This window comes from Halobacillus andaensis (assembly GCF_014636475.1).
In the GTDB taxonomy this organism is placed as follows: Bacteria; Bacillota; Bacilli; order Bacillales; family Halobacillaceae; genus Halobacillus_A; species Halobacillus_A andaensis.
In genome coordinates this window covers 136,239-152,257 of sequence record NZ_BMEL01000001.1, presented here as the reverse complement: position 1 = coordinate 152,257, position 16,019 = coordinate 136,239, and the positions used below count along the sequence as shown (strand labels likewise).

General features: G+C 38.4%; 14 protein-coding genes. 1 reads left to right on the top strand and 13 read right to left on the bottom strand.

Annotated elements, in window-relative coordinates:
* Positions 1-2: 2 nt before the first annotated feature.
* Genes IEV27_RS00755 through hemA form a run of 4 tightly spaced genes read right to left on the bottom strand, consistent with a single transcriptional unit; the run spans position 3 to position 3,916 of the window.
* Entirely contained in the window at positions 3-761 is a 759-nt protein-coding gene (locus tag IEV27_RS00755) for a uroporphyrinogen-III synthase (RefSeq protein ID WP_188375551.1), read from the bottom strand.
* On the bottom strand, positions 761-1,690 hold the full coding sequence (gene hemC, locus IEV27_RS00750; RefSeq protein ID WP_188375550.1) for a hydroxymethylbilane synthase: 930 nt from the start codon (positions 1,688-1,690) through the stop codon (positions 761-763). The genes IEV27_RS00755 and hemC overlap by 1 nt, the downstream gene beginning before the upstream one ends.
* Positions 1,691-1,709: 19 nt before the next feature.
* Positions 1,710-2,528, bottom strand: a complete 819-nt coding sequence (locus tag IEV27_RS00745; RefSeq protein WP_188375549.1) for a cytochrome c biogenesis protein — start codon at positions 2,526-2,528, stop codon at positions 1,710-1,712.
* Between the two features lie 14 nt (positions 2,529-2,542).
* On the bottom strand, positions 2,543-3,916 hold the full coding sequence (gene hemA / locus IEV27_RS00740; protein WP_188375548.1) for a glutamyl-tRNA reductase: 1,374 nt from the start codon (positions 3,914-3,916) through the stop codon (positions 2,543-2,545).
* A 258-nt stretch (positions 3,917-4,174) separates the two neighbouring features.
* Here hemA and IEV27_RS00735 point away from each other — a divergent pair, with 258 nt between their 5' ends.
* Positions 4,175-4,657 (top strand): LiaI-LiaF-like domain-containing protein, encoded by a 483-nt coding sequence (locus IEV27_RS00735; RefSeq protein WP_188375547.1) that lies wholly within the window; start codon positions 4,175-4,177, stop codon positions 4,655-4,657.
* A 257-nt stretch (positions 4,658-4,914) separates the two neighbouring features.
* Here IEV27_RS00735 and IEV27_RS00730 read toward each other — a convergent pair whose 3' ends face one another.
* The 9 genes from IEV27_RS00730 to IEV27_RS00690 form a co-directional block, all read right to left on the bottom strand.
* Positions 4,915-5,649, bottom strand: coding sequence for an amino acid ABC transporter ATP-binding protein (locus IEV27_RS00730; RefSeq protein WP_245345277.1), 735 nt, complete (start codon positions 5,647-5,649; stop codon positions 4,915-4,917).
* A 47-nt stretch (positions 5,650-5,696) separates the two neighbouring features.
* Positions 5,697-6,284 carry a ribosome biogenesis GTP-binding protein YihA/YsxC gene (gene yihA / locus IEV27_RS00725; protein ID WP_188375546.1) on the bottom strand — a complete coding sequence of 196 codons (588 nt, stop codon included), beginning with the start codon at positions 6,282-6,284 and terminating at the stop codon, positions 5,697-5,699.
* Positions 6,274-8,538, bottom strand: coding sequence for an endopeptidase La (gene lon, locus IEV27_RS00720; protein WP_373868071.1), 2,265 nt, complete (start codon positions 8,536-8,538; stop codon positions 6,274-6,276). Before lon ends, yihA begins: the two co-directional genes overlap by 11 nt.
* 302 nt (positions 8,539-8,840) lie before the next feature.
* Positions 8,841-10,118, bottom strand: coding sequence for an ATP-dependent protease ATP-binding subunit ClpX (gene clpX, locus IEV27_RS00715; RefSeq protein WP_188375544.1), 1,278 nt, complete (start codon positions 10,116-10,118; stop codon positions 8,841-8,843).
* Positions 10,119-10,417: 299 nt separating this feature from the next.
* Complete coding sequence (tig, locus tag IEV27_RS00710; RefSeq protein WP_188375543.1) at positions 10,418-11,704, bottom strand: trigger factor; 1,287 nt, start codon at positions 11,702-11,704, stop codon at positions 10,418-10,420.
* A gap of 172 nt (positions 11,705-11,876) precedes the next feature.
* Positions 11,877-12,857 (bottom strand): tetratricopeptide repeat protein, encoded by a 981-nt coding sequence (locus IEV27_RS00705; protein ID WP_188375542.1) that lies wholly within the window; start codon positions 12,855-12,857, stop codon positions 11,877-11,879.
* A 281-nt stretch (positions 12,858-13,138) separates the two neighbouring features.
* Positions 13,139-13,741: a YitT family protein gene (locus tag IEV27_RS00700; protein ID WP_188375541.1), complete on the bottom strand. Its 603-nt coding sequence runs from the start codon at positions 13,739-13,741 to the stop codon at positions 13,139-13,141.
* Positions 13,742-13,889: 148 nt separating this feature from the next.
* A complete protein-coding gene (locus IEV27_RS00695) occupies positions 13,890-14,624 on the bottom strand; it encodes a hypothetical protein (protein WP_188375540.1) in 735 nt (244 codons plus the stop codon).
* Positions 14,625-14,824: 200 nt separating this feature from the next.
* Entirely contained in the window at positions 14,825-16,018 is a 1,194-nt protein-coding gene (locus tag IEV27_RS00690; RefSeq protein WP_229734780.1) for a C40 family peptidase, read from the bottom strand.
* Position 16,019: the final 1 nt, after the last annotated feature.

Below are 16,019 nucleotides of genomic sequence, written 5' to 3'. Positions count from 1 at the left end.
TGTTAACCTTCTTTCGAAAAGTAATCGATCATTTGCTGAACCATTTCTTCTACAATGAAGATAGCGGGATAATATACCTTCTTAAACCCAAGTTTTACTGCTTCATCTGCTGTTGTAGAACCTATACAAAAACAAGGCTTTGATAAAGCTGTTTCTCTATTCATCCCTACAGAACGAATGAAAGCTTGCAGGGTCGAAGGACTAGTAAACGTAACTGCATCTAAAGAATTTAAGTGCTTACAAATGACGGCTGACTCTTTTATTAGTAGAGTATCATACACTGTCATCGATTGAAAAAGAATGCTACGATTTTTAAATTCATTCAATAGCGTTTCTCGCGAGCGATTTCCTCTAACATAAAGGATGGAGCCTGGCTCTTCATAGTTACGAAAGAATTCTTCAGCCATTTTCTCTGCTTGAAATTCAGAGGGAATAAAATCTGCTTTTAATTGATAACGTTCAACGGCTCTCTTCGTTTTTTCACCCACTACAGCAATTTGACAAGCAGCCGGAAAAGTCTCACTCGCTTTTTGTAGCCATTCGAAAAAAAACTTCACGCCATTGGAGCTTGTAAAAAACACCCATTTAAAGTCGTGAAGTTTAGATAAAATACGCTCATTTTCTTTAGAATCATGTAATTGAAATTCAATGAGAGGTATATGGAGAGGGCTGGCACCAGCTCTCTCTAACCTCTGAAGTAATCCACCCGCTTGAGAAGAAGGCCTTGTGACTAAGACCTTCTTGCCTTCTAAGGGGTTCATTATTGACCGTACTCCTCTTTAGCTTTCTCGACGATCTCTACAGCCCCTTGCTCCTTAAGAAGGTCAGCAGCTTGCTTTCCTACAGCAATTGGATCCTTACCTTTTACCGTTTCATGCAGGATAACTGAACCATCCGGCTTACCTACTAATGCGGTAAGCGTGATCTCATCCCCTTTTAAATAGGCATAGCCACCGATCGGAACTTGACACCCTCCATTTAAGTCATGAAGAAATTTACGCTCCGCAGCTACGGTAATGTCGGTATAGTCATGATTAATCTTTTTTAAATACTCTACAAGCTCAGTATCTTCCTCACGACATTGGATGGCTAAGGCACCTTGACCAACGGCAGGAACGCATACCTCTGGCTCTAAGTATTCTGTAACAAGGTCGTCACTCCAGCCCATTCTTTTTAATCCAGCAGCAGCTAGTATGATCGCATCAAAACCTTCTTCTTTAAGCTTTCTAAGACGAGTATCAATATTTCCGCGAATCCATTGAATTTCCAGGTCAGGGCGAAAGGCTTTAATTTGTGCTCCTCTGCGCAAACTGCTTGTACCTACAATTGCTCCCTCTTTTAAGTGCTTCAACCCAATGTTTCCATTTGAAATAAAAGCATCTCGATGATCTTCACGTTCTGGCACGGACGCCACCATTAATCCTTCAGCTACTACAGACGGCATATCTTTCATACTATGAACAGCCATGTCGATTTCTTTGTCGTACATTGCCTGTTCGATTTCTTTAATAAAAAGTCCTTTGCCGCCTACTTTAGAAAGTGTCACATCTAAAATACGATCTCCTTTGGTTGAAATTCTTTTAATTTCGAAATCATAAGATGGGTCCACTTTTTTTAATTGTTCAATTACCCATTCTGTTTGAGTAATGGCTAGATTACTTTTACGCGAGCCTATAACGATTTTACGCACTGAAAGTCCTCCTCAAGGATTAGAAATGAAAGTTTGATAATGAGCCAAATAAAAAGAAGTTTATAAGTAGAAATAGAAATGCTGCGCTATTAAAAATAGATATTGCTCTTCCCTGGTAACCTCTTACCACTCTTAAAAATAAATAAATTCCATATACGATAAGAACTAATATTGAACCTAATGTTTTAGAATCGTACCAATAGAATGTATCTTCAGAGACGTATCCCCAGGTCACCCCTAAAATAAGTGCAATGAGAAGGAGCGGCATACCTGAAATCACAGCTATATATGAAAAGTGATCGAGTCTCGTCAAATCACCTAAACGAAACAACTTTGCATTCCATTTCTTTTGTTTTAATAATCGATATTGCAATAAATACAGCAGTGAGAAAATAAATGAGAGTGTAAAGAATCCATACGAGATAAGAGCGAGCGTAATATGAACGACTAACATTTCATGAACAAGTGCAACTCCCTGGTCGTCCAACACACTTTGAGCTCTAGTTGATATGTGGATCAACATCACAAAGAAACCGAGTAAATTAGTAAAAAATACAAGGAAGTCCACTCTAAATAGACGGTTAATGATTAACGAAAACGTTACTAGAATCCAAGCGTAAAAAAAAAGTCCATCATAAATGTTCATAATAGGAAAATTTTCATTCACAAAAACTTGAACGAATAAAAAAAGGGTTTGCAACCCCCAGACCAAACTAAGTAACCAGAAGGCAGCTTGGTTGGCCTTCCGGTTATTTTGAATAAAATCAATAAAATATCCAATTAAACTTAGACCATATAGCAATAGGACTAATTCATAAACCCATTTAAAATCAAACATGGCTGTCTCCACCCTTAAGAGTTCACAATCTTACTAAGTGTGGGAATGGAAAATGTTCCTTCTTCATTCGACTTTGCTATATTCTCGTTTTTTTTCTCTTGTTCTTGCAGTTCCTTTTCTACTTCTTCCTCAATACCAAAGATTTGAGTGAACAAGCGTAAAGATTCTTCAGCTTCAGGTTTAGCGCTTAATTCTTTAGCTTGAAGAATCGGTTCCTTCAGCATTTGATTGATAATGCTTTTCGTATGCTTGCGCAATACTTTCTTTTCCCGCTCTGTTAAATCTGGCATCTTCCGCTCAATGCTCTCCATGGTTTCTGATTGAATGTTCAATGCTTTTGCACGCAGGGCAGAAATTACCGGAACGACCCCAATCGTTTGAAGCCATTCTTTAAACTGCACAATTTCCGCTTCGATCATTAATCCAATCTCTTCTGCGGCTTGTTTTCTAACCGCCAAGTTTGCATCGACGATCCCTTGTAAATCATCAATATCATATAAAAACACGCTATCCAAGTTTTCCATTGCAGGATCAAGGTCTCGTGGAACCGCAATATCTACAAAGAAAAGCGGCTTACCTTTACGGCTTTTATGAATAGGTTCCATTTGTTCTTTCGTCAGAACATAATCGGAAGCACCAGTAGAACTAATCACGATATCAGCATCCCTTAATACATGATTAAGGTCTTCCATTGTTGTAGCTTGTCCATTAAATTGTTTAGCAACCACTTGGGCTTTTGATAACGTTCTGTTCATTACTGTAACTTTTTTTACTCCAGAACCATGTAAGTTCTTCGCAGCAAGCTCGCCCATCTTACCAGCACCAATGATGACAATGTGCTTATGAACAAGATCGCCAAATATTTTACGTGCTAACTCTACAGCCGCATAACTAACGGATACAGCATTTTCACCGATCCCTGTATCTTTGTGGCCTTTCTTAGCCATCGTAATAGCCTGCTTGAACAACTGGTTAAAAATTGTCCCGCTCGTATTAACCTGCTGCGCCTTATGAAAGACTTGCTTAATCTGACCTAAAATTTGCGTCTCACCAAGCACCATGGAATCAAGACCAGACGTTACACGGAATAAATGTTCCATTGCTCCATCTGCTTCATAAATCGTAAGAAATGGAGAGAAATCTTCTTTATCTATATCAAACCAGTCTGCTAAGAATTGTTTAATATAGTAACGTCCAGTATGAAGCTGATCCACCACTGCGTAAATCTCCGTACGATTGCAGGTAGATATAATTACATTTTCGAGCACACTTTTTTGACGATTCAAGTCCTTCATCGCCTCTGGAAGCTGCTCTTCGGAAAATGTAAGCTTTTCTCGAATTTCCACAGGGGCTGTTTTAAAATTTAGGCCTATTGTTAAAATATGCATTCCATCCACCCCATCTCAACGTTCCTATCTAATCACATATCACTTATTATAACATGAGCATTCACTATTCTAAGAGAAAAATATGAACAGATTTTGAAATCCTTATGTTAGGATATATTTATCTTAAATTATTAATATTTATTAAATTATTTTCAAATTAGAACGAGTATAAATTATAACCCGTCTGTAATATATCAAATCATGCCGAATTGCGCAAGATAAGCAACCGAAAGTATGTACTGTTGGAGGATTTTAACAATGAAAAAACAAAATGCTTTTGCCGGCTACCTATTAATTGGTTTAGGAATATATTTTCTTCTTCGCCAATTAAATATACCCTATTTCAGTGCTTTTTACTCATGGCCCACCATCTTAATCATAATTGGAGCAGCGTTCCTACTACATAGTTACCTGACGAAAGACTATTCAAATATTATAGCCGGGGTTATTTTACTCGGGTTAGGACTTCATTTTCACAGTAAGGACCGTTATTCTTTTTGGATCGATCATTGGGCGATTTATCCTATGATCGTCGGCTTTGCTTTTTTATTGAAGTACATAAAAACAAAATCCGGGATCCTTCCTGCTCTAGTGTTATTAGGTTTAGCTGGATTTGGATTGTTTTCCACTTCTAATCCCAGCTGGTTCAGCTTCATTTACACTCTTATTAGCTGGATTGAACAGTTCTGGCCAATTGTATTAGTTATCTTAGGAATTTATCTGTTAAAGAAGCGTTCTTAAAAAAATCAGCTGCTATAATGAAGCTCATTCACGCTGTCAAAAAATGTTATACCCATGTAAACATGATCATACAGTTCCTTCATTTTTTACTAGAGAAAAGGACCTAAGTTCAATTAAGTCCGGTACGTCGTATATGGTCACGGAAAGCAAATCGTTTCCCCAATCCTTTACTCTTCCTAACGCAAGGAAACCTTTCATTTTTACGATCTGTATGGATGGGTTATAAAAAAAGCTGCGGTAATTACGCAGCTTCATTTTTATAACATCGAACGTAAAAACAATTTTGTGCGTTCTTCTTTTGGATCTTCGAATATTTCTAGAGGACTACCTTCTTCTACTATTTTCCCTTCATGCATATAAACAACTCGATCAGCTACCTCTCTCGCAAATCCCATCTCATGAGTAACCACAACCATGGTCATCCCTTCTTTCGCCAGAGTCTTAATCGTTTGGAGAACTTCGCCGACAAGTTCGGGGTCTAGGGCAGAAGTTGGTTCATCGAACAGCATAACTTCTGGTTTCATGGCGAGTGCTCGTGCAATAGCGACCCTCTGCTGTTGGCCTCCCGACAACCTTGAAGGGTACTCATAGGCTTTCTCTCTTAAACCTACCTTTCTTAAAAGAGCTTCTCCATCTTCTTCTGCTTGTTTCTTTTTCACTTTTTTTATGTGTATAGGTGCTTCTGTTACATTTTCAATCACGGTTTTGTGGGGAAATAAATTAAATTGTTGAAACACCATTCCTATATTTTGCCTGATTTTATTTAAACGATCTTTGTTAGGATTAACTTGTTTCCCTTGGAGGATCACTTCACCGCTGTCCATTATTTCTAAAAAATTCAAGCACCTTAGTAATGTACTTTTACCGGAACCACTAGCTCCAATTAAACAGACGACTTCATTCTGCTGTACTGAGAAATTTATGTTCTGCAGTACCTGCAAATCACCGAATGACTTATATAAGCCCCTTACTTCAAGTATTTTCTCACTCATACGAATAACCTCCTGAAAAAGCACCACCCCTTAAGGAGTGGTGCTGCTTATAACTCTAAATGAGACAGCATAGATCTCCAAGCCAAATCCTTTCCTTCCCCGGTTTCAGATGAGAACGGGATTAGCTGATCTTCCTCTTCCATTTCAAGGGTAGTGGAGATCAACTGGATTTGCTTATTACGCTGTCCTTTTTTGATCTTATCAAGCTTCGTAGCGATTACCATGACAGGCAAATCAAAGTGTTTTAGGTAGTCGTACATCATACAATCATCTTCAGTAGGTTTATGACGAATATCAATCACAAGAGCAGTCGCACGTAACTGCTCACGCTCTGCAAAATATTCCTCCATCATCTTTCCCCATTTGGCACGTTCTTTCTTTGACACTTTAGCATAACCATAACCTGGCACATCAACGAAATGAAACTTCTCGTTGATACGATAGAAATTCAATGTTTGTGTCTTTCCAGGTTTAGAGGAAGTTCTCGCCAAATTTTTTCGTTGAATCATTTTATTAATAAAGGATGATTTCCCAACATTTGAGCGACCTGCGAGGGCAATCTCTGGAATGGGCTCATTAGGATATTGTTTTTTACTTGCAGCGCTAATAATAATCTCAGCATGATTAACCTTCATAGCCATTCTCCGTTAATGCTTGCTCAAGAACTTCATCTAAATGTTTAACAGGGATGAAAGTAAGCCCCTCACGGACACTTTCAGGAATATCTTCTAAATCTTTTTCGTTATCTGACGGAATAATGATTTTTGATAAACCAGCTCGGTGAGCACTTAACGATTTCTCCTTTAGTCCGCCAATAGGGAGAACGCGGCCACGGAGTGTAATCTCACCTGTCATTCCAACTTCCTTTTTCACAGCTCTGCCTGTTAAGGCTGAAACTAAAGCGGTAGCCATTGTAATCCCTGCAGAGGGACCATCTTTTGGTGTCGCTCCTTCTGGCACATGAATATGAATATCATTTTTTTCAACAAAGTCACGGTCAATTTTCAAGTCGTCTGCTCGAGATCGTATATAGCTAAAGGCAGCTTGAGCTGATTCCTTCATCACGTCTCCTAGCTTACCTGTAAGCGTAAGGTTTCCTTTGCCTGGATAAATGGAGACTTCAATAGATAATGTATCTCCGCCAGCAGCTGTGTAAGCAAGGCCTGTAGCAGCCCCTATTTGATCCTCAAGCTCTGCCTGACCATAACGGAACTTAGGACGTCCTATAAGCTCTTCTAGCTGCTTCTCTGTGACGACAACGCGCTTTTTCTGCCCTGAGACGATGATTTTAGCCGCTTTCCTGCACACACCGGCTAACTGACGTTCTAAATTACGCACGCCGGCTTCCCGCGTATACATCCGAATTAATTTTAATAAGGCTTCATCTTTAAATTGAACCTTACTTTTCGTTAATCCGTTTTCTTTAATTTGTTTTGGAAGCAAATGTTCTTTCGCAATGTGAAGCTTTTCCACTTCTGTATACCCAGCAATTGATATAACCTCCATACGATCCAGGAGAGGGCCAGGTATGGAAGTCATTGTATTTGCTGTGGCAACAAACATGACGTTAGATAAATCGTAATGTTCTTCAATAAAATGATCGCTAAACGTGCTATTTTGCTCCGGATCTAACACTTCCAGCATCGCTGAAGATGGATCCCCACGGAAGTCGCTCGCCATTTTATCAATTTCATCAAGTAAAAATACAGGATTGATGGTCTCTGCCCGTTTCATTCCTTGAATAATTCGACCCGGCATGGCTCCAATGTACGTCCTTCTATGACCTCGAATTTCAGCCTCGTCACGCACCCCGCCAAGAGAAATCCTTACAAATTTACGGTTAATGGCTCGAGCTATCGATTTCGCTAACGATGTCTTTCCCACACCTGGAGGGCCTACTAAACATAAAATTGGTCCTTTAATGGATTGAGTCAGCTGCTGAACTGCCAAATACTCTAATACACGTTCTTTAACTTTTTCTAATCCATAATGATCCTCATCAAGAATAGTTTCCGCATGATTGACATCTAAGTTGTCTTCGGTTTCTTGGACCCAAGGCAAAGAAACCAGCCATTCAATGTAGTTACGAATAACTGAGCTTTCCGCAGAGCTTTGAGGTACTTTTTCGTATCGACCCAACTCTTTTTCTGCTACTTTGAGTACACGCTCAGGCATTTGTGCTTCTTGAATTTTTTCACGAAGCTCGCTGACTTCACCTGTTTTTCCGTCTTTATCGCCTAATTCATTTTGAATGGCCTTCATCTGTTCACGAAGGTAATATTCTTTTTGTGTCTTCTCCATAGACTTCTTCACACGCTGGCCAATCTTTTGTTCGATTTGAAGTACGTCTCTTTCATTACCAATCAATTCAATTAAGTGTTTCAAACGCTGTTTCACGTGCGGTGTTTCGAGAACTTTCTGTTTATCCTTAATTTTAATAGGTAAATGAGAAGTAATTAAATCAGCCAAGTGTCCAGGTGATTCAACATCCGCTACAGTATTATACGTTTCTTTACTTACTTTCTTAGACACTTTGACATATTGCTCAAACTGGCTAAGAAGCGTACGCATAAGGGCTTCTTCTTCATTTCGATCTTCGTGGATATCTTCCAGCTTCGTAATATCAGCTTCGTAGTATGTCTCGCCTTCTTGGATATGGTCAACAGTTGCTCGAAAAAGACCTTCGACCAACACTCGATTTGTACCGTTAGGGAGCTTTACCATTTGCTTCACACGTGCTACAGTACCAATTTCGTACATATCACTAATTGAAGGATCATCAATATTTACTTCTTTTTGAGATACAAGAAAAATTTGATTATCTTCGATCATGGCTTGTTCTAGTGCATTGACAGATTTATCTCGACCTACATCAAGGTGCAGTACCATCGAAGGGTACACTAAAAGACCTCTTAGAGGAAGGAGGGGAAGCTTAATATTATGTTTTTCAGACAATGTGTGCACCTCCAAATAATGCGAATTGTAAGTTAATCATATAGAAATCTAATGAGAAAGTAAAACGTAAGGAATAGGCCTAAAGCCTGCAATTTCTTTAATGAAGCTTAGTTTTATTATAAACACGCAGTAACATTATCATGCCAACAAAACAGTTATGTAAAACAGAAACCGCGCTACAATTATTCGCAGCGCGGTTTTTAAATAAAGATTAAATTGCCCTAAAAGTAGGCTGTTTAAGCACTTTCTTTCGGAGTTTCTTTATTCTCATCTTCCACTGTTCCGTCCGTTAGAATTAACTTTGGATAACTGCTCTCTTCTTTGACGGTATCCTTCGTAATAATACATTTCTCAATATCATCACGAGAAGGCAGTTCATACATCACGTCAAGCATAATACCTTCAATAATGGAACGCAATCCACGTGCTCCCGTTTTACGTTCAATCGCCAGACGTGCAATTTCACGTAATGCATCTTCTTCAAATTCTAATTCTACGTGGTCAATCTGAAGAAGCTTCTGATACTGTTTAACGAGAGCGTTTTTCGGTGCAGTTAGAATCTCAACAAGGGCTTCCTCATCTAATTGTTCAAGGCTTCCAATGACCGGCAGACGTCCAATAAATTCCGGAATAAGGCCATAGCTTAACAGATCCTCTGGAAGCACCTTAGTAAGAAGCTCACTTTTCTCTGCCTCTACGTCCGTTTGACCCGCGCCAAAGCCGATAACTTTCTTACCTAAACGACGCTTAATAATTTGTTCGATACCATCAAACGCTCCCCCAACGATGAAGAGTACATTTGTCGTATCGATTTGAATAAATTCTTGATGAGGATGCTTTCTTCCTCCTTGAGGCGGCACACTGGCTTGCGTGCCTTCAAGAATTTTGAGCAATGCTTGTTGAACACCCTCACCTGAAACATCACGAGTGATTGAAGGGTTCTCGGACTTACGAGCAACCTTATCAATTTCATCGATATAAATAATACCTTTTTCTGCTTTTTCTACATCATAATCTGCTGCTTGGATAAGTTTTAGAAGAATATTCTCTACATCTTCACCAACATAACCAGCTTCTGTCAATGATGTGGCATCTGCAATGGCAAAAGGAACATTTAAAATGCGGGCCAATGTCTGAGCAAGTAATGTTTTACCGCTACCCGTTGGTCCAAGCATAAGAATGTTACTTTTTGCAAGTTCTACATCATCATTTTTAACTCCAGAATTAATACGCTTATAGTGGTTATAAACGGCCACAGATAAGTTCTTTTTCGCTTGATCCTGACCAATAACGTAATCATTTAAGATACTGCGGATTTCTTGAGGTTTTGGAACTTCTTTAAATTCCACTTCCTCTTCATTTCCCAGCTCTTCTTCTACAATTTCTGTACATAATTCAATACACTCGTCACATATATAAACGCCAGGACCAGCTACTAACTTACGAACTTGTTCTTGGCTTTTTCCGCAAAATGAGCACTTAAGCTGACCTTTTTCTTCATTAAATTTAAACATACCATTCACCCCTTTATAAAATGACGCAATAGCTGCGACTACGAAATCAATCTTGGCTGCTGTGCATTCGTGTCTTTTGCCCATCATACCAGATTAACTAAAAACAAAAAAGCAATACCTATATAGAGGTGTGCGTTTACTATTACATCAACCTCATTATGTAGACATATGGACTATAAGTCAAATAATAGGTACATGATTAGTATATGTAAAAACAAGAGAGATTCATTCATCTTACATAAGGAATGAAAAATATAGGAGAAGACAAGGGGCAATTGCTCCCTTGTCTTCTAAACTTATTATTCAGCTTTACTATTTTCCGCTAGTACGTCGATTGCTTTACGTACTTTAAGATCTTCTTTCACCATATCTGTATTGCCACCTAGCATTTGAGTTAGCTGAGCAACATCTGTTTGGTACATAGAAGCCATATTTTCTAGCTCAGCGTTAACGTCTTCTTCATTTGCTTCAACATTCTCAGCTTCAGCAATAGCTTCAAGAGTTAAGTTTGTCTTCACACGCTTGCCAGCGTCTTCTTGCATTTGCTCGCGTAAAGCATCTTCGTCTTGACCAGTAAACTGGAAGTACATGTCTTTTGTCATGCCTTGCATTTGAAGACGTTGTTCAAATTCACTAACCATGCGGTCAAGCTCTGTATCAACCATAGCTTGCGGAATTTCAACTTCTGCATTTTCAGAAGCCTTTTGAACAAGTGTGTCACGTTTTTGATTTTCAGCATCTGTTTTCTTCTGCTCTTCTAAACGTTCACGTGTTTTCTTTTTAAGTTCATCTAAAGATTCAACTTCTTCGTCCACATCTTTAGCAAATTCGTCGTCAAGCTCAGGAAGTTCTTTCCCTTTAACTTCGTGAATTTTAACTTTGAAAGTAGCTTCTTTACCAGCAAGGTCTTCTGCATGGTACTCTTCAGGGAATGTTACCTGAACGTCTGCTTCTTCACCAGTTGCTTTACCGATAAGCTGCTCTTCAAAACCAGGGATGAAAGATCCAGAACCGATTTCTAGAGAGTAGTTATCTGCTTGGCCGCCTTCGAATGCTTCTCCATCAACGAAGCCTTCAAAATCCATAACGACTGTATCGCCATCTTCAACTTTTCCGTCTTCCTTAACGACTAGTTCAGCCTGGCGTTCTTGCTGTTGTTTAAGTTCATTCTCTACATCTTCATCTGTAACTTCTGTGCTTTGTTCTTCATACGTAAGGCCTTTGTAGTCTCCAAGCTTCACTTCAGGTTTTACAATAACATCAGCTGTGAATACAAGGGGTTGACCTTTTTCAATTTGCTCTACATCAACTTCTGGACGATCAACTGGCTCAATTCCAGTTTCTTCTACAGCATCGGAGTAAGCTTTTGGAAGTACGATATCAATCGCATCTTGATAAAGGGATTCTACACCAAAACGCTGTTCAAATAGTTTACGAGGTACTTTCCCTTTACGGAATCCTGGTACCTGAACCTGTTTTACTACCTTTTTAAATGCTTCGTCTAAGGCTTTGTTAAAATCTTCAGCAGGCACTTCTACAGTAAGTGTCCCCTGGTTACCTTCTTTTTTTTCCCACTTTGCTGACATAAAAAATTCCCTCCAACATCTATAATTTCCTGTTCGCCAAATGACGATCAATGATTGTTTCTATGATTCTATTTTCAACGAATCTCATTTGCAACCATTACATTATAACATAATGTAACGTGCTTTCAACAATTGTCCTATAGCTACGAGCAAAAACTTAATGAAAAAAGGATTACTCCCCTATTAGAATCATATAATGCTGCTCACAAAGTTCAATTTCTTCCTTATATCTAGCTACTTCTGGCATATTATCTTGTGCCTCATAAGGTAATTGAAGATAATCATGACCTAACTGCTTCAACGCTTCAACAATATTATCGACTTCTTCTTCAGAAGGAAATAGTGGGTATCTGACATAACAATAATGTTTTAACAAATCATTGATCAATTTAAACATCGTTGGATTGCTTTGTTCTATAGAACCCAGTCTCATTTTTATTTGCTGAATAATATAATCAGATTGAAAGCTGTTTAATTTAGAAGGAGATATTCTCACTTGATGACCAAATTTTTGAATAGCTACTTCTTCTGAAAACCCCTCATCTCTTAGCCAGAAAACAATCCCTGTCTTTATAATCGGATGTACTTTCTCATCAACCAGCCACTCTTGAAAGGACGTTAAATCTGAAGGTAAAGGCTGCTTCTTCAACTGGTTAACAGCTACCCATTGTTTGTGAAGGTCACCTTTCTCCATAGCCTTTTTCAACTCATCGATGAGCTGATCACTCTCTTTTTTATGTACATCTTGCAGAAGCTTTTTCGTCACTTCATACATCTGCCATAACTGTGTTCTGTTCTGAGTCGGAACATCTTCTGTCTCAAATACTTCGTCTATTAGATCAACTAATTCTCGATAACGATTAGACTGGAACAAAATCGTAATATATATATGTAGATACTCATAATAATGATCTTCTTCATTTTTCATCTGTTCTTGACACAAATCTTCAGCTTCCGCATAATTACCTAATTCAATCCAACTCATTAGCAGCCCTGTAATAACCTCATGATTAGCTACTTGGTGTTCTACAAGTGGTACAAAACTTTCCACGGCATCTTTATACCTTTTTTCTTTAACCGCTTGAAATCCAGTGTTTTCTAATGTCGATTTCCATTTTGGGAACAATACAATATCCCCGTTATGTTTTTCCATAAGACACCCTTCCTATTTTCTTTACCATCACCCATTTATTCTATCCAATTGGTCCACCATTAAACGAAAACTCACAAATTCAAATATAAATTTTCGTGGACACCCGTATATTAAAATAGGAGGCCGAACAGCTATTAACGTACCCCCCCTAATAAATATAGAACAGATAAGAGGCGTCGATCTAGACGCCTCTTTTTCTCTACTATCTTCGAAGTATGTATTGCGGCAATTATAGCACATAACGTCGCTTCATTTCATTTCACCACACTTTTCTAAACCTGTTACCCAAAATGAGTGAAAAGAGATGTTACTTTATTAGATGTGATTAGCATTGTTGTTAGTGCCACACTAGAAATAGTAATAATTGATAACATTAAAGTTTGAGCGGAAAACAAGTAACCTCCTGCTATGATCACAGCCAAATCGATAAATAATATAACGAAACCAACATTGAGTTTAAAAAGCTTGGCAATCATTTGAGCGAGTAAATCTGTTCCACCAGTGCTTGTCTGATGTCTCAGCATATATCCGATACCACCTCCGACGAATATCCCGCCAATAATAGAACTTATGGCAGGATCTAATGGAAAGTGATAAGCTCTCACATTGCTAAAAAAGTCTATGAGAAAAGACGAAATTAATAATCCATGTAAGCTGTTATAGAAGTAAGAACGAAAATTAAACCATGCCAGCATAAAGATCGGAAAACTAATACAAATAATCGTAAAGCCTACTTTTATATTCCACATATAGTTTGCGATTAATCCAAGCCCGATCACTCCTCCGTCTAACACTCGATCAGGAATGAGAAATAAATTGATTCCTACAGATAAGAGCAAACTCCCTACAACGATAGCCATCATTTTTTTATAGAGAACTTTCATGTCTATTCTCCTTAGGGTTGATATCTTACTCTATACCTATGTCGCGGTAAGAGGCTTCATGAAAATCAGGTCGAACGATAATCCGGCAATCATTTAAAAAATATAAAGAAGACAATTCAAACGTTAAAATTTGGTTTGTCTTCTTTTGTTAACTTATTAGAAAGATATTCCTCTTTTTCATTTTCTTCGTAAAAGTATGTTTTGAATTTAATATCAGTTGATAATGGCCGCCGTTAATACCTAATGAACTGCTCATTCTACTATCCCAATATAATTCATAAACGGTCATCCAAATCCTTTGATCCGTGTCTTTACAATAAATCGTTAACTCTAACTTTGGAAAAGGAATACTTGATAAAGAGAAAAAATCCAATCTACTGTTAGGGTTTTTTAGTAAAAAATTAGTTAGAATAATAAAGTAACTGGGCAGGTTCACCTCGATCTCTTTCTCAGGACTAATAGGATTTCCATTTAAAATAGGCCTGCTAATCTTATAATTAATTTTCATTTCCCCGTCAATACCGGTTAATGATGCCTCTTTTAAAAGTAACTCTTTTTTTCTTTTAATGAACGTCGGTTCTTTGAGTTCTAAGTTACATTCATTATTTAATTGGATATTCTTAAGGTAAGTTTTAATGATTTCGTAGTTTTTAAATGAATACCTATAGTTCATATCAATAACTGGCTCTTTACCAAAGTTTTTAAGTTGAAAAGTAATCTCTGACCACTTCTTATCTACTTTACGACGAGTCTCCCAATCCGTTAATATGTCTACAATGGTTAATTCATACTTCTTTACCAAGGGAGAAATTATAGGTTTTCTTTCCTTATCGTATTTATACTTTTGAAACCACACCGTAATCACTGCAACAATTGCCGCCAAAACCGAAGCGATTGATCCTGCAATTGCCCACCAGTTAACATGACTCGTTTGCTCGAAGATAATGATCAGGCTTCCCCCTCCTCTATTTACACTATATTACCCGATCACCTTAATTAGTTTTACAATATAAAAAAATGCTGAACCTTTTTAAGGATTCAGCATTTTTAGGGGAGTTCGTAAATTTTGACGAGAGACCTTACTCATTTTTCCACTCGTTTCGCACCAAAAAACTTCGGTCCCCAGTAATTGCTAGCTTCGATATTCGTCACTGTCACACCATCATCTGGCGTCACGTGAACGACTTGATGATTTCCAACATAAATTGCAGGATTTAAATGAGTGGCTTCGAGAAACACGAGGTCTCCTGGTTGAAGGTCTTCCTTATCAATATGTGCGCCCTTTTCCCACTGCTCATCAGCAGTTCGCGGAAGTTGGATCCCTTCTGCTTCACGGAACACATATTGAATAAATCCAGCTGTATCAAATCCTGCGCGGGTTGTCCCTCCACTTTGATACGGGACTTCTCCGATGTACCTGGCAGCTTCAGATACGACGGGATCGTCACTAGAAACTTTCAGCTGATTAAACCTTTTAACGCCCGTGAATTTCTCCTGCCAATATTCTTCACTCACGTAGGATGTCGTGACTTCCTGAGTTCTTGAAGCGTGGATGAATTGACCGCCTCCTATATAAATTCCATTATGAGAGATCCCTTCGCGGTACGTATCACTATAAAATAAAACATCGCCTGGCTGTATATCTTCTATATTTACTTCTTCACCCGCTTGCCACTGCTGATCGGTAGTTCGTGGCAGATAAATATCACTTACTTCATCAAACACATACTGCACAAAACCAGAACAGTCAAAGCCATTTGGTGTTTCTCCTCCAAATTCATAAGGAACATCTAGATATTGCTGAGCCACAGCCACAATATCGTTATCTTCAGCTATATCAGGCGGTTCTGATATTCTCCTTGCTTCAATGAAGTTGCCGCTCCAATAGCTGTTATCATTAAAATGGGTTACTTCTACTCCTTTTGAAACGGTAGGATGGATAAGCCGATCATCTCCCATATAGATGGCCGAATGAGAAACGCTTCCACCATCTTTACTGAAGAACAAGACATCACCTTCTTCAATGTCTTCACGATTCACTTCTTTACCTTGTTCCATTTGTTGATCTAGAGTACGAGGAAGCATAAAACCGAGCACTTCATTAAAGACGTATTGAACAAAACCTGAACTGTCAAAGCCTTGCTCCGGGAATGCTCCACCTTCCCGGTGTGCAATTCCTATGTGCTTCTCCGCCTCTTCAATCAATGGGTCTGAAGGTGAAAAATCCGTTTTAGAAATAAAAATTCCTATTCCTAAAGCTATTATAATAATAATCACT

Coding starts and splice junctions, on each gene's coding strand:
- IEV27_RS00755 (WP_188375551.1), bottom strand. CDS start 761: ATGAACCCCTTAGAAGGCAAGAAGGTCTTAGTCACAAGGCCTTCTTCT.
- IEV27_RS00745 (WP_188375549.1), bottom strand. CDS start 2,528: ATGTTTGATTTTAAATGGGTTTATGAATTAGTCCTATTGCTATATGGT.
- hemA (WP_188375548.1), bottom strand. CDS start 3,916: ATGCATATTTTAACAATAGGCCTAAATTTTAAAACAGCCCCTGTGGAA.
- IEV27_RS00735 (WP_188375547.1), top strand. CDS start 4,175: ATGAAAAAACAAAATGCTTTTGCCGGCTACCTATTAATTGGTTTAGGA.
- IEV27_RS00730 (WP_245345277.1), bottom strand. CDS start 5,649: ATGAGTGAGAAAATACTTGAAGTAAGGGGCTTATATAAGTCATTCGGT.
- yihA (WP_188375546.1), bottom strand. CDS start 6,284: ATGAAGGTTAATCATGCTGAGATTATTATTAGCGCTGCAAGTAAAAAA.
- lon (WP_373868071.1), bottom strand. CDS start 8,538: ATGGTACTGCACCTTGATGTAGGTCGAGATAAATCTGTCAATGCACTA.
- clpX (WP_188375544.1), bottom strand. CDS start 10,118: ATGTTTAAATTTAATGAAGAAAAAGGTCAGCTTAAGTGCTCATTTTGC.
- tig (WP_188375543.1), bottom strand. CDS start 11,704: ATGTCAGCAAAGTGGGAAAAAAAAGAAGGTAACCAGGGGACACTTACT.
- IEV27_RS00705 (WP_188375542.1), bottom strand. CDS start 12,857: ATGGAAAAACATAACGGGGATATTGTATTGTTCCCAAAATGGAAATCG.
- IEV27_RS00700 (WP_188375541.1), bottom strand. CDS start 13,741: ATGAAAGTTCTCTATAAAAAAATGATGGCTATCGTTGTAGGGAGTTTG.